General features: G+C 61.1%; 18 protein-coding genes. 2 read left to right on the forward strand and 16 right to left on the reverse strand.

All coding sequences use genetic code 11. The features are described 5' to 3' along the window. Positions 1 to 847: formylglycine-generating enzyme family protein (locus AC06FE_RS00005; protein ID WP_478071901.1), on the forward strand; the 847-nt coding region annotated here is incomplete at its 5' end. A gap of 199 nt (positions 848 to 1,046) precedes the next feature. On the opposite strand, the gene AC06FE_RS00010 is transcribed toward AC06FE_RS00005, so the two are convergent. The 16 genes from AC06FE_RS00010 to AC06FE_RS00085 form a co-directional block, all read right to left on the reverse strand. Then, positions 1,047 to 1,958, reverse strand: a complete 912-nt coding sequence (locus AC06FE_RS00010) for a DUF6708 domain-containing protein (RefSeq protein ID WP_478071902.1) — start codon at positions 1,956 to 1,958, stop codon at positions 1,047 to 1,049. A gap of 122 nt (positions 1,959 to 2,080) precedes the next feature. Continuing rightward, positions 2,081 to 3,079 (reverse strand): DUF6708 domain-containing protein, encoded by a 999-nt coding sequence (locus AC06FE_RS00015; protein WP_478071903.1) that lies wholly within the window; start codon positions 3,077 to 3,079, stop codon positions 2,081 to 2,083. A 236-nt stretch (positions 3,080 to 3,315) separates the two neighbouring features. Next, positions 3,316 to 4,224, reverse strand: a complete 909-nt coding sequence (locus AC06FE_RS00020; protein WP_478071904.1) for a DUF6708 domain-containing protein — start codon at positions 4,222 to 4,224, stop codon at positions 3,316 to 3,318. A gap of 169 nt (positions 4,225 to 4,393) precedes the next feature. Next, complete coding sequence (locus AC06FE_RS00025; protein WP_478071905.1) at positions 4,394 to 5,302, reverse strand: DUF6708 domain-containing protein; 909 nt, start codon at positions 5,300 to 5,302, stop codon at positions 4,394 to 4,396. Continuing rightward, positions 5,302 to 8,793 carry a T6SS effector BTH_I2691 family protein gene (locus AC06FE_RS00030; protein WP_478071906.1) on the reverse strand — a complete coding sequence of 1,164 codons (3,492 nt, stop codon included), beginning with the start codon at positions 8,791 to 8,793 and terminating at the stop codon, positions 5,302 to 5,304. Before AC06FE_RS00030 ends, AC06FE_RS00025 begins: the two co-directional genes overlap by 1 nt. 11 nt (positions 8,794 to 8,804) lie before the next feature. Further along, positions 8,805 to 9,767, reverse strand: a complete 963-nt coding sequence (locus AC06FE_RS00035) for a DUF4123 domain-containing protein (RefSeq protein ID WP_478071907.1) — start codon at positions 9,765 to 9,767, stop codon at positions 8,805 to 8,807. A gap of 2 nt (positions 9,768 to 9,769) precedes the next feature. After that, positions 9,770 to 12,499, reverse strand: coding sequence for a type VI secretion system Vgr family protein (locus AC06FE_RS00040; protein ID WP_478071908.1), 2,730 nt, complete (start codon positions 12,497 to 12,499; stop codon positions 9,770 to 9,772). Positions 12,500 to 12,626: 127 nt separating this feature from the next. Beyond that, a complete protein-coding gene (locus AC06FE_RS00045; RefSeq protein ID WP_192288492.1) occupies positions 12,627 to 12,977 on the reverse strand; it encodes a hypothetical protein in 351 nt (116 codons plus the stop codon). Positions 12,978 to 12,999: 22 nt separating this feature from the next. Beyond that, the gene (gene tssH / locus AC06FE_RS00050; RefSeq protein ID WP_478071909.1) at positions 13,000 to 15,747 is read right to left on the reverse strand and encodes a type VI secretion system ATPase TssH; all 2,748 of its coding nucleotides are present in this window, start codon (positions 15,745 to 15,747) and stop codon (positions 13,000 to 13,002) included. 66 nt (positions 15,748 to 15,813) lie between these two features. Next, entirely contained in the window at positions 15,814 to 16,905 is a 1,092-nt protein-coding gene (tssG, locus tag AC06FE_RS00055) for a type VI secretion system baseplate subunit TssG (RefSeq protein ID WP_192288490.1), read from the reverse strand. Beyond that, a complete protein-coding gene (gene tssF, locus AC06FE_RS00060; RefSeq protein WP_446540590.1) occupies positions 16,869 to 18,704 on the reverse strand; it encodes a type VI secretion system baseplate subunit TssF in 1,836 nt (611 codons plus the stop codon). Before tssF ends, tssG begins: the two co-directional genes overlap by 37 nt. Beyond that, entirely contained in the window at positions 18,704 to 19,192 is a 489-nt protein-coding gene (gene tssE, locus AC06FE_RS00065) for a type VI secretion system baseplate subunit TssE (RefSeq protein WP_132864110.1), read from the reverse strand. Before tssE ends, tssF begins: the two co-directional genes overlap by 1 nt. A gap of 124 nt (positions 19,193 to 19,316) precedes the next feature. Further along, a complete protein-coding gene (locus AC06FE_RS00070) occupies positions 19,317 to 19,814 on the reverse strand; it encodes an Hcp family type VI secretion system effector (RefSeq protein WP_132864111.1) in 498 nt (165 codons plus the stop codon). Positions 19,815 to 19,957: 143 nt separating this feature from the next. Beyond that, positions 19,958 to 21,448, reverse strand: a complete 1,491-nt coding sequence (gene tssC / locus AC06FE_RS00075) for a type VI secretion system contractile sheath large subunit (RefSeq protein WP_192288488.1) — start codon at positions 21,446 to 21,448, stop codon at positions 19,958 to 19,960. A 3-nt stretch (positions 21,449 to 21,451) separates the two neighbouring features. Further along, positions 21,452 to 21,952 carry a type VI secretion system contractile sheath small subunit gene (gene tssB, locus AC06FE_RS00080; protein WP_132864113.1) on the reverse strand — a complete coding sequence of 167 codons (501 nt, stop codon included), beginning with the start codon at positions 21,950 to 21,952 and terminating at the stop codon, positions 21,452 to 21,454. Between the two features lie 29 nt (positions 21,953 to 21,981). After that, a complete protein-coding gene (locus AC06FE_RS00085; protein WP_478071910.1) occupies positions 21,982 to 22,617 on the reverse strand; it encodes a tetratricopeptide repeat protein in 636 nt (211 codons plus the stop codon). A 252-nt stretch (positions 22,618 to 22,869) separates the two neighbouring features. On the opposite strand from AC06FE_RS00085, the gene tssJ reads away from it, so the two are divergent. Then, positions 22,870 to 23,481: a type VI secretion system lipoprotein TssJ gene (gene tssJ / locus AC06FE_RS00090; protein WP_192288486.1), complete on the forward strand. Its 612-nt coding sequence runs from the start codon at positions 22,870 to 22,872 to the stop codon at positions 23,479 to 23,481. Positions 23,482 to 23,680 lie beyond the last annotated feature (199 nt).

A 23,680-nucleotide genomic window follows, 5' to 3' on the forward strand; every position in this document is an offset into this window, starting at 1 on the left:
AGCCCTTCAGCAGAGGATTGACGCCTTGAAGGAGAAGACATTGAAGAACCTCGTCGCCATCGAGGGCGGGAAGTTCTTGATGGGGGATTTCGGCCCCATAGATCCTAAAGTCAACCTGCCATATTCAGGCGACCGGAACGACGACGTCCTGCATGAAGTGACACTCAGCGACTATTCATTGGGCGCCTACAAGGTCACATATGAAGATTTCGACATCTTCACTGCCGCAATGGGAAAACCAAAGATTGCGCAGCAGGAAATGGACCTAAGCTATCGCGACTTGCCAAATATGGCAGCCGGCGTGAACTGGAATGATGCGCAGGCCTACTGCCAGTGGATCGGAAATGAGATTGGCGGAAAAATGGACCTGCCTACTGAAGCACAGTGGGAATTCGCTGCTCGAAATCGCGGGAAGTTCATCGTCTGGCCGACTGACAACGGAGTGGTCGATAATGGAAGAAATGTAGCCAACTACAAGTCTTACGCGGACTTCGCCACCAAACACAATGCACGGACCTACTTTTCATCTATTGGCTTATACCCACCTACCCCACTTGGGTTATATGACATGATCGACCATGGATTCGAGTGGGTAATTGACTGGTACTCTCCCTCATATCAACCCGCCTCCACCAAAGATCCTCACGGCCCACCCACTGGAACGGAGAAAGTGCAGCGAGGTCATTCGAATAGGGGCGGAGATTCGCTCTTCATCGTCTCAATGACAATAACTCGATTTCATTCCTTACCATCTCCGCCCCCAAAGATGTCGCCGCTCGACCAATCCATAATTCCGATTAATCCCAATAGATCAAACACATTTCGCTGCGCGGCGGGCAGCAAGTGAATTTCTCCTATGCAAGTGGCCCTCCTTGGGGTGGGTCATTATCCAGCATAACCGGTTGAAGCACCCCCTGTTGCAAGAGATTAGCTGGTTGCCTCCCGAGTGTCCCAGACAACCCAGTCGCCGGATGCCACTCCGGCTAGGGCACGGACCGCCGGCCAGATCAACTCCGCGAAGCTAAGCTTGATGTCGTCCCGCCAGTTCACCGCTGCGAATTAAATCGCTGAATGATCTCCGCCTCGCTCAATGCATGCCCGCCTGCGGCAAGGATCACATGCTGCGGAAACTCAGGCATTTTTCCATGGCCCGACGTCCTTAGGCGCTCCCCCTCTGGAAGCGGTGCCCCTCCCTCTTCCATGTAGCGACGAATGTGTTCGTAGAGCCTCCAAAGTAACTCATCTTCCCACCAGCCCTTATAGCCAATGTTCACGACGTCAGAGCACAAACGACGCGTCGGCTGAGTAGCCCAAAGGAGCGCCAACGAGTAAGACGAGCGCATTGCCTCTCCGGTCAACTCGTTTACATGGTAGCTCCGTACGTAGGCATCCTCCCAACGACGCGTCTTTACCGCTCCAACACCAGCTAGGCTCCAGAACTTCCAGAAACGCATTGGAATTATCGTAAAGAAATGAACCTCGCCCGTTCTCCTATTGAAAACAACCGGCTGATCTCGGGGAGTCAAGAAAGCCAGCCGAAAACAGAAAAATGAGAAGTTCAATAGAAACAGTGAGACCAATGAGGCGATTATAGAGATCGGCAAATTAAAGCCGACCTCAGCATTGACATGCACCAAGAAGGCATCAACCGACAAATACATCATCCCAGCTGCCGCGACAAAAAAAAGCACAGAAAAAACAACCAACATCGCGAATGCATCCGAGGTTCCGGCTGGCGCCCCAACAACAATTGCGTCCTCATGCACTGCCAAAATGGAATCACAGCCGCTCGCCCTCTCGTGTGCCGGCATATCCTTTGCCGGCTGAGCAGCGCGATACGGGGAGAGCACAGGCAAAGATGTCTTGCCTCTAATATCAGCATCAAATTCGAACCAGGGCTCACCTGATTTGCAGACAGGAACCAGCACTTGAAAGTCAGGATTGTCTTCTTTTGACATCACTCACTCCAGAACTTCATTAATAATAATATCCCCGTCCGCAGGAGACAGCATGATCTGCGGCAAACCGCTGTTCGAGATTCATCGCCATTCGGGCCCCCGCTCCCGCCCCCCCTTGCTCATCAGCCCTTCTGCCTTCCCAGACGTTTCTGCGTGGACTTCGCGACAACCGCATCGACCATCTCTTTGAGGCGCGCATCGTCAAAAAGACCGGCACCAATCGATGCGCGGATGTCGTCCGGCCACTTCGGCGCGCGCTTCAGCCGAAAGCTGAGATAGCGATTCAGCCCGATATAGGCGCTGAGCGGAAATGCAATCAAACATACCGCGCCGCCGATCCACATCAGCGGCCCTTTGGCCCAGTACTTCGAACTTCCGGGCCCAATCAACGGCTGCATCAGCGTAAGCGACTCCCAGAATGTCACGCCGAAGTCCTTGTAACGGACCTCTCCCGGCGCCCACGCCGGTCCCTCACCCTGCATGAAGCGGCGTACATACTCCCAGCGTTGGACCGGACTGGTTACGTCGCCATAGGCGAACGAGGGGCCCACACCAACCCGTTGAATCTCCACACTACCGCCGGGAGACTCCTTGATCGAGAGCACCAGGGCTGACTCGCGCCGTGGCACTTGACCGGTGAATATGGTGAAGGTCACCACTTCTGCATCCACGCAGGCCCAGTCGAAGGATTGCACCTCGCTACGCGGTCGACCAAAAAGATTCCATCCCAACTGCCACCAAGGCATTCCAAGTGACTTGAAAATGTGAACTCGCCGTGCCGGGGCATCAAACAAAACTGGTTCGTATCTGTAACCCGTCCAATCTTCCTGCACAAATATAAGATTAACAAATAGAACAAAAAACATAACACAGGCAAGAATAGGAGAAATCCACCCACCCAAGGATATAGCTTGGGAAGTTGTAAAAAGCATTCCTGCAAATCCCAATCCAACTCCCAGGGCACCAAGACTGCTCAGATAGCCTCGTAGCACTCCCATCTGATCGACAAACGAGAGCCCTCTCTCATAAACACTCAGGATGCCGCCGTGAGAACATGCCCCGGAGCTCGCGGACTCGGTTTTCGGCGGCATCACCAAGGTAAACGAGGCATCAGATCCCATTGGAAAAACCCATATCTACCCGTGGAAGAACACCACCATGAACCATCGATTCCCCCCTCATTTCCTGCTCGGCGCTCTTCCACATCGCTACCGCTGTCCCTTTAAGCATCACGAATTACATCCATTAGCGACCGACGTCGACCCGCCTGATTTCCAGGAGATTTCAACATTCTGCATAAGCCGCTATGCATCCTTGCATTACAGCGAACGGACGGATGATGCACCTGCCTGCCTGACTATGGCCTTGCCTTCTGCTGTACCAGCTCGTCGATAGCTTCTTGGTCCAATGCCGGGCCACCGGCTGCGGCAATAATCTCAGGCGGGAACTCTGGGACACGCGACAGATCCGTTGCGCGCAGCTTGTCGCCTGGCTGCAGCGGCGGACCGTCTTCCTCCATGTACTGCCGGATGTGCTCCCACAGCGCCAACTGCGTGCTGTCGAAGCCGTTGGATTGGACACCCAACTGGATCAGATGCTCGACTTCGTTACCGGTTCCCTCGCGGATCGCCAGCAAACCCAGCTCGAAACCTTCGGAAGCGAGGTTCGCCCCTCGGAAATAAATGTAGCTGTAGATACGCGCCTTGATCTGATCATCCCACCTGTAGGAGACGGGCGCTCCATGGGAACCACTCTTCCAGAACTTGAAAAATCCACCCTTTATATAGGGAAGAATGCAGACCAGCCTGGACTTCCTGTTGAACAGGACAGGATCATCCAGAGAGTTAATTCTGGCGGATCTCCAAAAGTATGAGCCAAAGCAAAACATGAAATATGCGCCGAAACCAAAAGTCGCAATTATGAATAGATCAACACCTCTTTCAAAGCGGATCGATAAAATATTCACATAAACCATGAGGGAGAAAAACAGCAACCCAAAAGACCACATAAAAAATGCCGAAAACTTAGACCACCCTATGTCCTTCGAATACTCGCCACGAACAGTGCCCACCTCCAGCGCATCGGGATGAACTCTCAGCACGGCATCAAAAGCAACCGGATCGACCTCCAATGACACTTCATGATCCGCAGGTAGAACGCGAAATGGCGCACGCCGCGCATGCGCGTTCTCCTTGAAGAGCTCGGGCCCAAACACGACTTCCGGTTCGGCCTTCTTCCATTCCGCTACTGTCGTCTCGCGAAGCATCAAGAGATGCATCCGTTAGCTAGTGACGTCCAATTATCAGGTTGTGCTGACCACTCAATGATCGACATCATCTCTCTCCTCTGAAGAAGCCCACATCACCAGGCCTGCATCCGTGCATCCGTGCATCCGTGCATCGCATTGCAAGGACGAAGGAAGCATCCGTTCCTGATTATGGCCTCGCCTTCTGCTGTACCAACTGATCAATAGCTTCCTGATCCAATGCCGGGCCGCCGGCTGCAGCAACAATCTCAGGCGGGAACTCTGGAACACGCGATAGATCCGTTGCGCGGAGCTTGTCGCCTGGCTGCAGCGGCAGACCGTCTTCCTCCATGTACTGCCGGATGTGCTCCCACAGCGCCAACTGTGTGCTGTCGAAGCCGTTGGATTGGACACCCAACTGGATCAGATGCTCGACTTCGTTACCGGTTCCCTCGCGGATCGCCAGCAAGCCAAGCTCGAAACCTTCGGAAGCGAGGTTCGCCCCTCGGAAATAGATGTAGCTATAGATGCGCGCTTTGATCTGGTCATCCCACCTATAGGAGACGGGAGTTCCATGAGAGCCGCTCTTCCAGAACTTGAAAAAACCACCCCTTACATAGGGAAGGATGTAGACCAATCTAGACTTCCTGCTGAACATGACAGGGTCATCAAGATAATTAATGGTTGCCGACCTCCAAAAATAAAATCCAAAACAAAGCATAAAATACGAAATAAACCCAAAAGAACCAAAGAAAATTAAATCTGAAACCCCCCGAAAAGCACCAGGCTTACCAAGCGAAGACAAAACAATAATTAGCGCGAATATACTAAGGGCCCACATTAAATATGCAGAGAACCTCGCCCATCCAACATTTTTTGAATATTCACCACGGACCGTACCCACTTCCAAGGCATCGGGATAAACCCTCAGAACTGCATCGAATGCGACCGGATCAACGTTCAATGACTCGCCATGATCCGAAGGAAGAATACGAAATGGGGAGCGTCGTGCATGAGCATTACTCTTCAAAAGCTCCGGCACAAATACCACTTCCGGCTCAGCACTCTTCCACACCGCCACTGTTGTTTCTCTAAGCATTACGAGTCCCCACCATCCATCAACTTTATCTTGGACGAAGATTCCGCAAAGTTGCCAGCATCCTCTTCCGTCTCCTGCAACCAGATAATTGCATGCGCATCTGTGTACCGGAAATTAGGAATTCCGTACGCCGTCACCAACTCAAAGACCCCACTCTCATTCTTCTCGATCCCAAGATCGATAGCCTCATTACGAATATCTACAACATCCGGGTACTCATTCATGAGAACACCCAAGGGCATGTCACCAGGAAAATATGCCCCGGCCAACACCATGCGCCTACTGAAAGTCTTTCTTGCATATACCCCTATGCAAATGCGGACCGTACTCTTGAGTTCACTGGGCATAGTGATCCTAACCCAGCCCTCACGCACCCCTCCTCGCTTCAAGCGATCTTTGTCACCGAGTATATTCTTAAGAACCATCCATGGCGTTATATTCGAGAATATTCCTTTACCGCCAGGAGTATTCATATCCGTAAACAACCTATCCTCAAATTCAAATTTGGCACCGGACTGCAGCATATTCAGCTTCAACTGCTCTTCCGCCAAACCCCTAAACCCCCCTCCAGAATTTTCACCCCATATAGACCTCGCCCCCCACTCTTCCAAAGGTGAATCCTTGAAATAGTAATAAACAAATGTCAAACCCACGCCTACCAAGGCCAGAATCAAGCCCCAACCTGTCATCCCAATTCCGAGAAGTGTCGCTGACGAGCTGACTGCTGCCGCCCACGCTGCCGCGCCAGCACCGAAAAGCACGATCGCTTGCACAGCTAGGATGCCAGTGGAAACTGAATCTCCACGTGATTTCGCTTGGACGGCTTTAGCTGAACTGACGACAGCATCCACAAGCGACGCTACCGCCACCAATCTTCCCGCCAGCATTTTCATATTCGCTGCCCGCAGATCGTAAGACTTCGCCTTATATATCTGCTCCTGGAGCGTCAATGCAGCGCCGGCGAACGCAAGGGAACCGGTCAAAATCCCTATTGCCGCCTCCGCCCGTTCCGTCTCATTTCCCTTGGAAAACTGCTCATAGTTCTTCATGATCGAAAGAACAGAAAGCACCCCGGCACCACCGGCCATGATCGCCGTTCCATTGGCCAATACCTTTCCGCTTGTCCCTGTCAGCTGTGCGAGCGTGGCGCCGTTGATATGGCGGGTCGCCTGAGTCCAGGCTCCACTCATTACGCCTGGCATCAATCGAATGGCGTACTGGGCCGCTCTCGATCCTTGACGAATGGCCCCTGTCAGCGCAACCGACTTCAGCGCATTTGCCTGCGCCCAAGCCTCCATCTCGCGCGGGGCCTTATCCACCCACATGTAGACTTCAACCAACGTGTCAGCAGCGGTAGTCGCGCCAATCGATTTCAGCATGCTGCTGAAGTTGACGACCGCCGATCCTTTTGCTGCAGTGACACGTCCTGCGGCGATTGCCGCATCCTGCGCATTTATCATCATCCGCCGCCATATGCGCAGCGCTTTATACAGCGGCATGGTGACGCCGACCAGAGTGGTGCCAGCATGGCGGGCACCGGCATTGCTTACCAATGAAATCAAACTCGTCATCCGCGCCAGGGCGACGGGCGTCATGCGCCCTGCCAACTGAAGCAGACATGCCGCTCCCCCGACAATCGGCAGCAGCCCGGACACATACCCGGAAGCAAGCATGCGCAATGCATTCGAATGCTTCCCTCCGAACCTCACCCAGCCCGCTGCCGCGGGATTCCTCGAAAGTTCCTCAACATTATCGAGAACGTTGCCCATCATGCCGAAGTGCCCGTCCCGCTTGTCGAGCCACTCCTTGAAGCCCTGCGAGGTATTGCCAAGCAACGCTCTCAACAGGATGTTTTCCCTCAAGGTCGGGTCATCGCCAAGGTAGCGCGCATACCATTCCCCGCCTTTGCCCTTCCCCAGATTGCCGGCGCCAGCCTCCCCCTGCTCCTGTGCGGTGTTGCCGGTGATATGGCCGCCATGAAGGACGCGGGCAGCGGTGCACGCATAGAAGAAGCCGCTGAGCTTATCGTCCTCATCGAAGTCGTACTCGAACAGGAATTTTCTCGGGGCGCAATCGAGGCAATCGAAATGATCCCCCTCCATTGCCAGAATTCCCTCCGCGTCCCTTCGAGCATGCGTCTCGTAGGCGTCGAGAAAACTCCGATAGTCCGCTTTCGCTCCCCGTCCACGAAGCTTCTTACGGAGCTTTTCGCACTGTTCCTCCGCCTGATTGACCGGGGAAGGCAGAACCACCCTTCCAGGAACCGAGTAATCAGAAACGGGATAGCCTGAAGCCAATGGACCGCCTGGGGCGACATGCACCTGCCTATTGGGCACAAACTCCGCTTCAGCCGGGAGCTGCTTGCCCTGTTGGAGTTGCACAAATACGTCGTGCATCATCGAGGTGTTGTGATAGCGCGAATACCCTGCCTCGTCGTACTCCTGCTGCTTACGTTGGCCTGCCTGCCTCAGGCTTTCCATCAAGCCTTCTATGCTCAGGGCCGACTTGAGCATCCAGTCAGCCTTCTCCGCGTTTCCGTCGGCACGGCCAAGGACGTAGTCACTCGCACTCTTGAAGTAGGTTGTACGCAGCACCGCTGTTTCATGAGCAATGCCCACAACATCATCAACCATGACCATCCGCAGATCAGATTCGGAATACTGGTTGCGCCCCCGCGATAGCATTTCCCTGGCAGCAACCACTACATCCTGCGCGACTTCAGAACGCATCCGCGGGGGCGCCGTTCCCGGAATTTTCAGCTCCATGGAGAGTCCGCTAGCCATGCGCGGGCTCCAGCGCGGGTATGGCCCAGCATCGCCCGCCAATGCCACGGTCGTGTACGAGTAGTCGTAGATGAGTTGCTCTGCAGAGCCCGCAGTGAACGGGAGCGACGCCGGGCACGACGCTGCTGGAGCGTTGATGCAGGTCATTCTCCTGTTCCGCAAGCCCTCGTCTTTTGCGTAGCGTTCCAAGACCTTGGGAGCCCAGGGGTTCTCACTGAAAGCCACCCATACTCTTCCCGTGTTCTTCGCATCGGGAATGACAAACAACATCGCAGCAGCATAGCCGGCCGTGCGCTCACATGAGAACCGCGGCACTTCACCCACCCCGACCAATGGAATAGGCGAGAGCGGAACCGGGGTCAGGTAGCCACCTTCGTCAACCAGATTCACCTGCCAGCCACCTTGTGCCTTGATCTCCGGCGTATGGGCCTTTTCATAAAAAGCGTAAAGGTACCCCTCGCGCAGCGTGCGCGCCGCGTAATCAAGGTACTTGAGCCTGGGCAGGCCAATCCCCCGCAGCAATGGCGAAAGATGCCCTTGGATACCGGACATGAAAGGCTTGGCGACCACCCCGGGCCTCACCACCAGCACGGGCAATCCTGTTTTCACACATGATGGACAACCGCCTTGGCCACATCGGCTTGCTGCACTCGCGGCTTGAATGGCCCTGGGGCCGTAAGTCATTATCGGCTGGTTACCGTCGAACATTCCTGTGTTCCTTAAGTTTGCGCAGTGTCGAAGGCAAAGTGGGGGAACCTGAACGGCCCCAATTCACTCTTGATCTGGTCCCAACCCTCCGGATCGGGAATCTCAGCCAAAGCATCCATCAACGGCGACCGCTCGGCTACTGAGCGCTCAACCAACGCAACCACCGTGGGATGGCTGGCGAGCAGTGGATGAATCTGCAATGTGTAGGCCGCCAACAGTTGAATATCGTGATTTACCGACAACCCAAGACGTTTTGCGGAGGCAAGCGCCGCACGCAACTGGTGAAGGTAATCTTTGGGAAGCACCTCAACCATGCCTTTCCAACCACGAGCCATCTCCTGGACCTGTTGACATTGCTCCAACTCCAGCCACTGTGCGTGATCGAGTCGCAGCCTCTGGCCGGAAACTTCGTGGCGTTGATCGCCGTCTTTAAGAGCAAGGCTCTGTATATCGTCGCGTCGATCAATGAAATGCCAGTGAGTGATGGGGCCCAACAACGAGCGCCGCTGAGGGATATCCAGAAGAGCCCAGACAAACTCGAGTACGCGTCGATCGGAGATCCGCAACACCCGTAGTTGGCCGGTCGTCCCAAGGCGCTGCTCCATTGTTACTGCGAAATGCCTGGCCAAGACTTCCAGCGGAGCATCGGTTTCCATCCATCCGGCCACGGACAATCCGGCAGCAGCTTCCTGTAGAGGGAAGGCCTGCTCTCGCAACGCCAGGTCGAGGACGCACGCAATCAGGTCGGAGTCTTCTGGCCTGATATGAACAAGTCGCGGCGTGCGGCAGACATCCGTGAATGCAGGGTGCTTCAAACACACATCAACCGAATGGCAATCGCGGCCAACGAACTCCTGGAAACCCGCGCCGCGATCCAGGAAGCGATCCAGCATCACGACAAGCCCGTGTTCCGAACCAGCCGCACGCTCAGCCAGAAACCGTTGAATGGACTGTTTTTTTTGGTTTGTATCCATCTTCAGACAAAAGCGGCGCCAGATGCAGCTGCCGCATCATCCTTGGTGGGGCATGCTTTCAGCTCGGCTTCCGGAATGGATTGAGAGCCGCTTGTACTCGCCGGCCCCACCCACTCCCTCTGGCTCGCCCTGAACTCGATCTTCCCCGGCGCGCCCAGCTCGATGTTGTCGCCCTCGATCCGGATGTATGCACCGGCGGCATTGGCCAGCAGGTGCTTGGTGGGTGCGGACAACTGCACGTCCGCTTCGGTGCTGGCGATGCGTACGTCGGTCTTGGCGGCCACCTTGGCCAGGTTCTTGTGCGCCCTGGCGCTGACCTTGCCCTGCGCGGCGTGCAACGCGATGCCGCTCTCCTGGTTGGGGCTCTCGCCCCGTGCCTTCTGGCCAACGGTATAGACGACCAGGCCGTTGGCGACGGCCAGGGTAAGCGCACCCTGCGTCATCCAGTTCAGGGCCACGCCCGCGCTCAGCAGGGTGTGCGTGCCGCTCACCCAGGCCTGGTCGGCAGGCGTCAGGCTGAGCACGCCGGCCACGCCGCTGCCCAGCAGTGCCGGTGCGCTCCAGCCCGGCGCCTCACCGCCGCCACCGGCGATGGCGCCACCGCTGCTGCCGCCCTGCGTCGCCTTGAGCTGCTCCTGCAACTCGCTCAGCATTTTGTCCGCAGGTAGTTCGTCCTGGTCCTTGGGCAGCTGCGCCTTCTGCTCCTTCGCCGAGTCGGCCAATGACTTCAACAGGTTCTGGCCTTCCATCAGCTGCGACAGCGCCTGCGACGCGGAGAGCTGCTGTGCACCCTGCTCGGTGGTCAGCAGCAGGCCCTTGCCGGCACGCAGGCTGCCCTGGGCGCGGGTGGAAAGCTCGGCGCCGAAGCCGCGCTCGGCGCCACGCACGTTGTCCTGCCCCGCTTTGACATGCCCCAAGGTGAGCGCACTTTCGTGCTGGGTGGTGGACAGCTGGGTGCGGCCTTGGCCGGGGGTGTCGTCAAAGCGCAGTTGCTGGTAGCCGCCGGTGCCGGACTGGCTTTCGGCCAGCGCCTGGCTCTTGAAACCGGTGAACACCGCCGCGTGGTCGTTGCCTTCGAACCAGGCCGCCGCATTGCCGGTGGCGTTGGCGCCGCCGCCGTTGATCTGGTTGTGCTGCGCATCCTGCTGGCCGCGGCCGTTGTAAAGGCTGCCGACCACCACGGGCCGGTCGATGTCGCCTTCCAGGAAGGCCACCAGCACTTCCTGTCCGCGTCGTGGCAACACCACGCCGCCCCAGTTGTCGCCGGCCCAGGGCGTCATCACGCGCACCCAGGTCCAGGCGTTGCCGTCGGCACTGGCGTTATTGTCACCCCCGGGATGATCGCGGCCGCTGCTGCCGTTGCCGCCACGCTGCCACGGGAACTGCACCTTGATGCGGTGGTCACGGTCGGACAGCAGTGGCTCGCCGTCACTGACCACGATGGCGCTGAGCGTACCGGTGATGGTGGGGCGCGGATGCAGGCGCCCGCCATGGCCATCGTCGGTCTGCGGCCGGTAACTCACCTCGGCCGGCACCGCGACGAAGTGGTTGTCGTAGAAGGCGGTCTCCACGCTGCGGCTTGCATCGGCTTGGGCGGTGCCGGCCAGTGCGGCAGGCAGCGACGGTACCGCGATGGCCGCAGGCCCAAGCAGCTGCTCCAGTGCATCTAACACATCGGCGTCCAGGTTGTTGCGTGCCTGGTGCTGCACCGACAGGCAGAAGAAGCGGGCATCGCCCTGCACCTGCGGATGCTGCTGCAGGCCGAACCGGGTGCCGGGTGCGAGCGCCCGCCACTGGCCGGCGCCTTCGATCTGGTGGGTCTGGACGCGCGGCGCATCCAGGTGCTGCTGGGCGCGGCGTTGCCCGCGCGCATTGTCCTGCCAACCGTAAGGACCGCCGGTGTCGCGGTCGACGATGCCGAAGTCGCTGGCACTCTCCGCCGCGGCGCTGGCCTGCCGGCGCTCGAGGGTGCGGTGGTCCCAGGTCGCGCGCTCCACGCGGTGGGTGCGCCACCGCCGCGCCACGTCCCAGCGCTGCACGGTGTCGCTGCGCTCGCTTTCATCGCGTCGATGGAAACGCACGCTGCCCGCATCGGTGGCGTCGTGGCCGTGGTCGGCCAGTACCAGCGTGTGCTTGCCGAAGTCCGCGTCCGAAGGTTGCCCCTCGTGCTCGAACCAGTAATAGATGCCTTCTTCGGCGAGCAGGCGCTGCACGAAGGCCAGGTCGCTCTCCTGGTACTGCGTGGTCAGGCTGCGCCGCGCGTACTGGTTGGCATCACGCAACGACCAACGCCACGCCGGTGCCAACACGCCGTAGTCGGCGAACACATCCTCCACGATCTGCACGACGGTCTTGTCGTGGAACACGTAGCTGTCCACGCGCTGGGACAGGAACGCCAGCCATGGCTGCAGGCGCAGGCGGTAGCGGGCAAGGCCGCCATTGCTGCCGATGCGCTCGGCAGCGGTGATCCGGCCATGCAGCGGGCGCAGGTTGCCGTCGGCCTGTTGCAGTTGAAGCAGGGCGGCCTGGCCGACCAGCGGCCCCAGTTCCAACCCGGCATCGGTGGACAACGCGGTGATGGTCCATTGGAAGCCCGGGCCATCGACCTGCTCGACGCCATCGAGGGTTTCAGCCACCAGCACCTCGCTTCCCAGCGCGGTATGCAGCCGCAGGAAGCGTTGCGCATGCGCCGGCCCCGCCAGCGCTGCCAGTATGTTGCTTGCCAGATCCATGGTCATTCCCTGCCTTGCAGTACGCGTGCCTGCCCCCTCAGGCATGCGTTCCGTTCACGCTACCGCTGCATTCGTGCAGCCCCCTGCCCCGCGCATTGCCGGTACCGGCCAGTGCGCACGGGAGTGGTCACACGCCCTGGACGATCTCTTCCAGCTGCAGGCGCACGCCTTCGCTGATCTTCAGCCGATAGTCGCGGCCACCGGCCGTGATCTGCACCTCGCGCGCGTTGCTGACCAGCTGCGGCTTGCCGACCACCGCCGCGTCCATGTGCACCCGCCAGGAGCCGCGGCTGATCTGCGCGGCCACGTTGCGCGCTTCCCAGCGTGCGGCCGGTGCAGCGGTATCCAGCAGTTCGATCACGTGTTCCGGGCGCACCCGGTTCCAGGCGCGGACGCGGTCCAGGTCACGTGCAAGGCCAACCTCCAGGCTGTCGCAATGCTTGAGGGCGGCTTCGCGGTCAAATCCATAGAATTCCATCGTCATTCTCCTTTGCTGGTAATCAAGAAACCTTGTACTTGAAATCACCCTTCTTGCCGGCGGTGACCTTGATGGCGTTGATGCGGTTTCCTTCCGCCATCGCAGCCAGGACACTTTCAGCAATCTCCGGCAACAGGGTGCCGTTGAGGATGTGGTCCACATTGCGCGCGCCCGAATCCACCTCGGTGCAACGCGCCAACACGGCTTCAACCAGGCTGTCGTCCCAGCTGAAAGTGGCCTTGTGGTTGGCCACGACACGGTCGCGGATGCGACCCAGCTTCAACGTGATGATCTTCACCAGCACGTCGTCGTTGATCGGGTAGTACGGCACCACCTTCAGGCGGCCCAGGAAGGCGGGCTTGAAGCTGCGCATCAGGATCGGGCGCAGCGCCTCGGCCAGCGCATCGGCGGCCGGGATCTCCTCGGCCGGCTTGTTGAGGCAGGCCTGCATGATCTGCGAGGAGCCGATGTTGGAGGTGAGGATGATCAGGGTGTTGCGGAAGTCGATCTCGCGGCCTTCGGCATCGTCCATCACGCCCTTGTCGAATACCTGGAAGAACATCTCCAGCACGTCCGGGTGAGCCTTCTCCACCTCGTCCAGCAGCACCACGCTGTAGGGGTTGCGACGCACCGCCTCGGTGAGCACGCCACCTTCGCCGTAGCCCACGTAGCCCGGCGGCGACCCCTTCAGGCCCGACACGCTATGCGCTTCCTGGTACTCGCTCATGTTGATGGTGACCAGCTTGCGCTCACCGCCATACAGGATGTCGGCCAGCGCCAGCGCGGTTTCGGTCTTGCCCACGCCGGACGGGCCCACGAACATGAACACGCCCCGCGGCTTGTTCGGGTCTTCCAGCTTGGCGGTGGCGGTACGCACGCGCTGCGCGATGGCATCGAGCGCGTGGTCCTGGCCAATGACGCGCTCCACCAGCAGGTTGCCCAGCGAGCGGATGGTGCGGATCTCGTCCTTGACCATGCGCCCCAGCGGCACGCCGGTCCAGGCCGACACGATCTCCGCCACCACGGTGCCATCCACCTGCAGCGGTACCATCGGGGTTTCACCCTGCAACTGCTTCAGCTCGGCCTGCAGCGTCGCCAGTTCGGCAAGCTGCGGCGACTGCGCCGGCTTGGCGGCCTTGCGCTTGCTGGCCGGCTTGGCGACGGCGACATCGCCCTCGCCTTCCTCGATGGCTTCGCCCTGCGGCGGCGGCGCCTGCTCCAACTGCTGCCGCAACTGGGCAATGCGCCCGGCCAGCTCACGCTCGCGGCCCAGGCGCTCTTCGTTGTTGGCCAGCACGGCCTGCGCTTCGGCCTGCTGCGCATGCAGCTCGGCCAGTCGTTCACCGTGCTGGTCGTTGCCACCGGCAGTCTCGCGCTGCAGCGCATCGATCTCGGCCTGCAGGCGGTCCAGGTGCTTGCGGGTGTCCTCGATGATGGCCGGCGTCGCGCTTTGCCCCAGGGCGACCTTGGCGCAGGCGGTGTCGAGCACGCTGACCGCCTTGTCCGGCAGCTGCCGGCCGCTGATGTAGCGATGCGACAGGCGCACGGCCTCGGTCACGGCCTCGTCCAGCACGCGGATGCCGAAGTGCGACTCCATCAAGCCGACCATGCCACGCAGCATCGCGGCGGCAAGCGTCTCGCTGGGCTCCTCCACCTTCACGACCTGGAAACGACGGGCCAGCGCGGCGTCCTTCTCGAAGTACTTCTTGTACTCGCCCCAGGTGGTGGCGGCGATGGTGCGCAGCTCGCCGCGCGCCAATGCCGGCTTGAGCAGGTTGGCCGCGTCGTTCTGCCCGGCGGCGCCGCCGGCACCGATCATGGTGTGGGCTTCGTCAATGAACAGGATGATCGGGTGCGGGCTCTTCTTGACCTCGTCGATCACGTTCTTCAAGCGGTTCTCGAACTCGCCCTTGACGCTGGCACCGGCCTGCAGCAGGCCCATGTCCAGCGTGTGCAGTTCAACACCCTGCAGCACCTCGGGCACGTCCTTTTCGGCGATGCGCCGGGCCAGGCCCTCGACCACCGCGGTCTTGCCCACGCCGGCCTCGCCGGTGAGGATCGGGTTGTTCTGGCGGCGACGCATCAGGATGTCGATCACCTGCCGGATCTCGGTATCACGGCCGATCACCGGGTCGATCTTTCCCTCGCGCGCACGCTGGGTGAGGTTGGTGGTGAACTGGTCCAGCGCCGGCGTCTTGGACAGCCCACCCTTGGCCTCGCCGGGCATCGCATCGTCGCCGTCCGCGCCTTCTGCGCCGGGCGCAGCGGCATCGGCGAAACGCACCGTCTGCACGGACTCCTGCGAGCCCTCGGTCAGCTTGGCGAATTCGTGCTTGAGCTCGTCGCGCTTGAAGCGCACGAACAGCTTGGAACCGCGATACGCCAGCTGCGCCAGGTCCGGCTCGGTCAGCAGCGCCAGCAGCAGGTGGCCGCTGCGGATGCGGGTGGTCTCCGAGTCCAGCGACGCGATCAGCCAGGCATGCTCGAACAGCTTGGGAATGTGCTGCGAAAACACCGGCGTGCGGCTGTTGCCGGTCTTGAACTGGCTGATCTCGTCGTTGAGGTCGCGCTCCAGCGACTCGGGCGAGATGCCACTGCGCCGGGCGATCAACACGAAGTCACACTGCGGCTGTTCCAGCAGGGCCAGGAACAGGTGCTCCAGGTCCACCTCGTAGTTGCCACGCGACATGCACAGGTTTGCCGCCCGCTCGGCGGCCTGCCGGCAGGTGTCGTCCAACTTGCTGATCAGGGTCTTGAGGTTGATGCTCATGCAGAAACGCGCACTCCATGCTGGATCAGTTCGGGTGCCCCCGGCGCCGGCGCCAGGGGCATGGGGTCATTGCAACGTGTGGATGCCATAGGTCGTGTCTTCGCGCGATGCCGTTTGCGGACGCGTGGTCATGTAGCTGTCCCAGCCCAGGCGCGCACCGCCGCCTTCGCCCAATGCGCTGCCCTGCACGTCGTCAGCACGCAGCACCAGCCTTACCTCGTATTCCAGCGTGCCCCCGGTCAACAGCGACAACCATTTGGCCAGCGCTTCGGCGGCGCTGCCGCCGGGCAGGAAGTCGTCAAACTGGTCGCGTCGCAGCGGCCCGATGCGCAGGCGCATGCGCAGGTCACGCTGCCAGACCCGGTCGCCGGCCAGCGCGCTGGCGCCGAGCACGGCATTGGCCTGTCCCAGCCGCGATGCCTGTCCGGACGGCACGCGATACCAGGCGCCGACGAACTGCTCCAGTTCCACCGGCACCTTGAAGTAGTCCGACAGAACACGCTGCATCAACGCAGCGGACACCGGCCGTTGGCGCACCGCGCCGGCGTAGTACGCCACGGCCTGGTCGAAGATCTCGCCCTGGCCCTCGTGCAGGCGGTCGCGCAGCTCGCTCATGCCCATGCCGAGCAGCGACAGCACCAGCGGCAGGAAGCGCTCGCGCCGGTCCAGCTCGTACTGCAGGGCCAGGCGGTGCTTCTTCCACGCGGCGTAATGCAGCGACACCGCGCGCGTGGAGAAGATGTCCAGGAACGCGCGCGCCGTGCGGTCGCGCTGGTACAGCTCACGCAGTTGCAGGGTCTCGGTGTAATGCAGCGGCAGCGCACCGGCCGTGCCCAGCAGGCCCATGAACTGCGGGGTCAGGTGCACCTCGCCCAGCGTCTCGTCGTGCAGCGCCTGTTCGATGGCCTGCGCGTCCTGCAGGGTCTCGCCCTTCAGCGACACCACCGTGCCTTCGGAGGACAGCTCGGTCGCCGGGAACCCCAGCGAGAGCGTGTTGCGGAAACGCACCCGCATGGGCACCGCCTGCCCGGGCGTGACGCCCTGGCGCAGGAACACCTGCTCGAGCAACCGCACCGCCTGGAAGAACTGGAAGCGGTGGGGTTCGGCGAGCAGCTGCTGCGCTACGCCAGGATCGATTCGCCGCTGCGCGCTGGGCATCGGACGATCTCCTCCCCGCTGTCGCCGGAAACCAGCACCAGTCGGGTGAAACTGTTGGCGTGCACGTACAGTGCGAAGAAGTGGTCCATCACCTGGGCGAAGGCGGCCACACCGGTGCCCACGAAGTGGGCTTCATTGATGGTCAGGCGGATCTCCAGGCCACGCACCACCGAGGCGAACTGGCGGCCGGACATCCACGTGGTGGCCGGGTGCTGCTCCAGGCCGAGAATGCCGTCGATCTGGCGCGCCGAGACATTGGAGCCGGACAGGTCATACAGGCGCAGCATCTCCTTCAGCGCCGGCAGGCCACTGCCGGTCAGCGACAGCTGGTTCAAGGACAGGTGCGAGATCAGCCGCCACTGCGCGTTGCGCCCATGACGGAAACGCAGCGGCTTGGTCGGCTTGCGCAGCAGGCCGATCGAGCGGGCCGGGCTGCCACCTTCCATGCTCAGGTCACCGCCGGCCGCGCCGTAAGGCAGCTGGTTGGGCAGGTCGCGGTTGCTGCAGGTCAATTCCACGCTGACCGTATCGGTCTGCGGCAACACCGGGTTGAAGGACAGGTCGACGAAGCTGATCTCCATCTCGAAGCCGGGGCTCTGCCGGGCGACGTCCTCATCGCGGCGCGCGACCCAGTACTGTCCGGTCCGCTCCGGGTCCTCGCCATGGTGCAGCGAATAGAACGGCCGGAATGCCTGGATCACCTCGCCCTGCGGCGTCTGCCGGATGCGGTGCACCGAATCGATCGAATGCACCTCGTAGGCGAACGCGCGCCGCGCGTCGGCCAACACCGGGTAGTTCACCGTACGGTGGGTGACCCGGATCGGCTCGCCGCTGGTCTTGAACAGGTTGACGATGGGCGTGCAGCCCAGGCGCACGTTGTGCACGCCCAGTTCCTCCAGGACCATCGTGTTGCTGCGGTCGTTGCCGGCACTCTGCAGCACCAGGTGCAGGGTGAAGCGACGGCTGGCGCCGGCGGTCACCGTCGGCAGGTGAAGGTCGACGAAGCCGAACTTCTCCGGGTAGGCGAACAGCTCGGTCAGCAGCCGATAGGCCGGATGCGAGCGCGCGGGGAAATCGATCAACGCCTCGTTGTCGGCAAACCCCACCGCTTCCAGAGGCACCTGCTCCAGGCGTCGCCAGCGGCCGTCGCCGTCCGATTCGACATAGGCGGCCTTGACCCCGTACATCAGCGCATCACGCAACGCCGCGCGTACCGACGGTTCGCCGTCCAGAAACAACCGCAGCTTCTCGGTGCCGAGCTGGGAGAACCCCAACTGGTCGGACAGCAGCTGGAAGCCCAGCGAGATCTGCCCGCCCACGCCGGCCGGCAGGGTCGTTGCCATCGGGGCCTCGGCTACCCCGCGGTACACCACCTGCTGCACGCCGATGGGCGCCAACACCACGTCATAGGCACTGCGGAAGTCGCAGGGCACGCCACGCACCGGCCGGCTCTGCAGGGCGGTGCCACGCGGGATGCGGACCGGCGCGCTGAGTTTGGATGCCACGCCGTCCATGTCGAAGTGCGCGATCGAGCACGACGGGAACGGACGCAGGTAATGCGGGTACAGCACGTCCAGCAGCGCGTCGGTGAACTCCGGGTAGTCATCCTCGATGCGCTTGGACACGCGCGCACTGAGCAGCGCGAAGGCCTCGATCAAGCGTTCGACATGCGGGTCCTGGCTGCCTTCCGGCGACAGCTGCAGGCGCCCGGCGATCTTGGGATAGCGCTCGGCGAACTCGCGACCATAGCGGCGCAGGTAAGCCAGTTCGCGCTCGTAGTAGGGCAGCAGGTCCTGCATCAGCCGGCCTGCGTGCGACGCGCGCGCGTCACCTGGTACTGCAATGTCGAGGGCTGCAACATCGCATCGAAACTGACGGGCTCACGCGCCGGCTCAAGGTCGAGCAGCGCATGGATGGTGAAGTGCAGGCCGCCGGCGAACTGGTTGCCGGCGTCCAGGTGCACGTTGATGTTCTTCAGGCGGCGCTCGTGGCGCGCCACGGCCTGTTCCAGCGAACGGCAGATCGCCGAGCGGTCGTAGGCATTGGCCAGGCTCATCGCCGAGAAATCGGCCAGCCCGTAGGTCAGCAGCGACTGGCGGCAGTTCGGGAACTCCTGCATGTCGCTCTCCTGGAACGCGGCGCGGGAGTTCAGCAGCCCTTCCAGGTCGCGTGCGATGGATTCCTTGTACTGCTCGAGCGAGACGGACTTGAATACCGGCCCGGCACCCGGCTGCTTGGGGGTATCGTCGAACAGTTTTTCCAGCAGACTGGGTTCGAGTCCCTTCATTGGTCCATCCACTCAGGTTTCGGCATCCGTGCATGCGGCAGCGGTGCAGCGAGGCAAGGCCGCTCCTGGCCCCGCCGGGATCAGACTGCGATGGCGCACGAGGCGCCATCGCAGCGACACAACATCACACGGTGTAGTTCGGGATGTTCTTGGTTGCGCTCCACTGCGCCACGGTCTTGCCACCAACACCGCCTTCCGGCTTCTGCTGCTGGTAAGTCCACTTGATGGCACCGAAGCTCAACTGAACAACCTCCTGGGGCATGCCCTCCTTGTCCACCGTAGTGGTGACGCGGTGGACCAGCACATTCATCAACTCGACCAGGTAGTAATTGATCGCGTTGCCGTCCTTGTCGGCGCGCATGAACTCCACGCGGGCCTTCGGGAAGGTGGTGCCGTTGGCGGCGGCCTGGTTGAGGGCCGTGGAGGCGAGGTCGATCGATTTGGTGATTTCGATCGGTGACAGGTTCACGCGGGCTGCCGTGGTACCGCCGGAGGTCGACGCGGTGGCCGAACGCGGCTGCAACAGGTCCTGCGAGAACGACTGGATCTCGATCCAGTCCTTGTGCTTGTCGTCGTGCGACTCGCCCTTGATGGTGTCAATCGAGAGAAAAGCGTGCTGCATATCTGGTCTCCTAAGTTCCGTTCTTCCGTGAGATTTGGGTTGCCGGGCGGGGGGGCCCGGCGGTTCAGGGGGCTATGCCCTCTAATCGCGTCGCTGCGTACAGGGACAGGGGTCCCCCCGACGCTACAGCAACAGCAAAACCGTTACGCCTTTTTCGCGGAAGCCGGCAGTTCGGCCACCAGACGCAACGAAACAGACAGCTCATCGAGCTGGAAATGCGGCCTGATGAAGGCCACCGCGCGGTAGACACCGGGCTTGCCCGGCACTTCCGAAACCTGCACGGAAGCCTCACGCAGCGGGAACTGCGCCTTGGCTTCCTGGTTGGCGTTGTCGTCCAGCAACACGTACTGGGCGATCCACCGGTTGAGGAACTCCTCGACGTTGCCGGCCGAGGCAAAGCTGCCGATCTTCTCGCGCATCATCGCCTTGAGGTAGTGGGCGATGCGCGAGACGGCGAAGATGTACTGCAGCTGCGCCGACAGGATCGCGTTGGCATTGGCCGAGTCGGTGTTGTACTTCTTGGCCTTCTGCGCCGACTGCGCACCGAAGAACGCGGCGTAGTCGGTGTTCTTGCAATGCACCAGCGGCATGAAGCCCAGGTCGCTCAGCTCCTTCTCGCGGCGGTCGGTGATGGCCACTTCGGTCGGGCACTTCAATGCCACTTCGCCATCGTCGGTACGGAAGGTGTGGGTGGGCAGGTCCTCGACCAGGCCACCGCCTTCCACGCCACGGATCGCGGCGCACCAGCCATAGTTCTCGAACGCCTGGGTCAGGCGCGCGCCCATGGCATAGGCGGTGTTGCACCACAGGAACTTGCTGTGGTCGGCGGCCTCGACTTCCTCGACGAAATTGAAGCCCTCCACGGTGGTGCCGTCCTTCGGGTTGTACGGCAGGCGGCCGAGGAAACGCGGCATGGTCAGGCCGACGTAACGGCTGTCCTCGCTCTCGCGGAACGACTTCCACTTGGCGTACTCGACGGTGTCGAACACCTTGGCCAGGTCACGCGGCTTGCCCAGGTCGGTGAACGACTCCAGGCCGAACATGCCCTCGCCCGCCGCGGAAATGAACGGCGCATGCGCCGCCGCGGCCACGTGCGACATCTGCTCGATGAAGTACATGTCCTCCGGCTGGCGGCCAAGGAAGTAGTCGCCGATCAGCGCGCCGAACGGCGCACCACCGAAGGTGCCGAACTCTTCCTCGTAGACCTTCTTGAACAGCGCGCTCTGGTCGAAGTCGATCGCGGACTTGAAGTCCTTGACCAGGTCCTTCTTCGGCGCGTTGAAGACCTTGATCTTCATGTTCGGGCCGGTGGAGGTCTGCGAGCACAGGTAGTGCAGGCCGCGCCAGCTGCTTTCCAGCTGCTGGAACTCCTTGGCATGCATCACCGCGCTGAGCTGCTCGGAGATGATCCGGTCGATCTCGGCGATGCGTGCATCGAGGGTGAGGTTGAGGTTGTCCGACACCACCACCGTGCCATCCAGCACCTCCTGCGCCAACGCGGAAATGATGTCCTTGGCGCGCTCGTGTTCGGTCTGCGACTTGGCGACCTTGCTCTTCTCGACGATCTGGTCGAGCAGGCCGACCTCTTCGGTGACCGCTGCTGCTGCGCCCAACTGGCTGGCTTCAACCGACATAGATCACTCCCCCTTGCCCGCGCCGAGCTGCTTGAGCTGCTCGGTGTTGTTGAGTACGTCCGTCAACAGGTCCTCCAGCTTCTCGTTGCCCGCTAGCTTGTTGCGCAGGTCGGCCAGCTTGGTGCGCGACTCCAGCAGACGGCGCAACGGCTCGATCTGCTCGACCACGGCTTCCGGGCGGAAGTCGTCGATCGAATTGAACTTCAGCTCGACACCGAACTCACCGCCCGAATCACTGATCTTGTTGGGAACACGGAACACCGCGCGTGGCGCGGCGCCTTCCATCACTTCGTCGAAGTTGTCCAGGTCGACGCTGACGAACTTGCGGTCCTTCACCTTCGCCAGCGGCTGTTCCGGATTGCCGCTGAAGTCACCCAGCACGCCGACCACGAATGGCAGCTCCTTCTGCTCGATGGCGTCACCCTTCTCAACGTCATACGTGAGCTGGACGCGCGGCGGCCGGATCTTCTGCAGCCGCTTCTGAACACTGTCCTTCTTGGCCATACGTGTCTCCTGACTGTGAGCTCGTTGGCTCAGTTGCCGATATTCTGAAAGGGATCGGAGTTATCGCTGCGTGTTTGCGGCCGTTCCGGCGCCGCGGCCGGGGCCGAGGCCGAGGCCGGTGCTGCCGTCGCGGCGCGACGCCCGGTCGACCGGGCCGGCGTGCGCGGGCGCGGCTTGGGCTTTTCAGCCACCAGCACCGCATCGCCCATCGTCGCGCGCAGCGTATCGGCAAGCGTCTGTGCCTCCCGGCGCGCGGTCTCGGAGGCAAGCACGCCACGCCCCTGCAGTCGCTGCAGCGATTGGTTCGCCACGCGGAAGCCGGCTACGGTGAGCACGCCATCGGCCACCAGGTCATCCGGATCACGCTGCAGCACTTCCTCGGCCGCAACGATCGCACGCGCGTAATTCCCCTGGTCGAACTGCAACTGCGCGATACGCACCCAAGGCTCCTTGCGCGTTGGATCCGACTTCGCCGCATCTTCGAATGCCTTGATCGATGCATCCGCGCCGACCGTTGCGACCTGTGCCTCGGCATTCGCCATGGTCGTTTCGAATGGCACTGCTACCGGCTTCTTCGGTGCGGACGCACACGCAGCAAGACCGGACAACAGAACCAATGCCATCATCGGCCGATAGGCGACCGCGCTTATTGCCTTCACATCCATCGTGATCCCTCGTTGAGAAAGTTCCTCTAAAGGGAACCAGACAACCGCCGATACAACACACGGGAATCCAGTCCCTGCGGCGCGAGTGTACATTCGCCAACACGCGTCGGTATAGTGATTTTCAACAAGTCAGAAATCACTGATCTACACACACTCTTCACATGTTGAAGATTGCACACCTGCTGCAGTGCACACGTCACTCCGTGTCGTAGCTCACACAAATCCACTGTCACCACAATAATGAATACGCCTATGAGAGATTTCCTACGCGTGGTTTCAGTTACAACTGTCATGGGGATAGTTCTACTGACAACGCCCGGCTGCGCGAGCAACGGAAAGATCGGTAAAGCGGTAGACAGCACCTTGCAGGCCGTGGGTCTGCGCGAGAAGAAACCTGCCGAACCCCCAGTGATTCCGCTGCGGCTGTACGCCGGCAGCAATCTCAATGCAGCCAATGACAAACGCGCCACCGCGGCCGTCGTGAAGATCTACCACCTGCGCAGCAGCCAACGCTTCGAGCAGGCGCCTTTCAACGCATTCCTCGATCAGGCCGGCGAGCAGGCAGCCCTGGGTGCGGACCTGCTGTCCGCCAACGAAGTGGTGCTGACACCGGGCGTGCGCCAGGAATTGTCCGAACAACTGAGTGATGGAACCATGGTGCTTGGCGTGGTGGCGCTGTTCCGCGCACCTGCCGAGAACCGCTGGCGGCTCACCTTTGATGCCAAATCCAAGGACCTCCCGGCCACCGGCGTGACCATCGGCGTGCACGCGTGCGCCCTGACCAGTGACAGTGCCGCCCTGCTGACCAGGATCTCGGGCGATCCCAACAGCCTGGCCTCCATCAGGTGCGCTTCGTCACGCTGATTAAGAGACGCAGTCTTCATAATGAACGCCGACCTTTCTATCGTTCAGTCTGTTCAGCAACGAAGCAAGGCGGCACGGATTTAACGCTTGCGCTAGTATCTTTGCGTCTTTAACCGACATGGCGGCAGGGGATTTGCACCGCTGTGATGGCATTGGAACAACAGTCAACACGATGTCGGTGAACAGGAAAGCATAAGGA

Source organism: Stenotrophomonas sp. Steno-C18 (genome assembly GCF_056393195.1).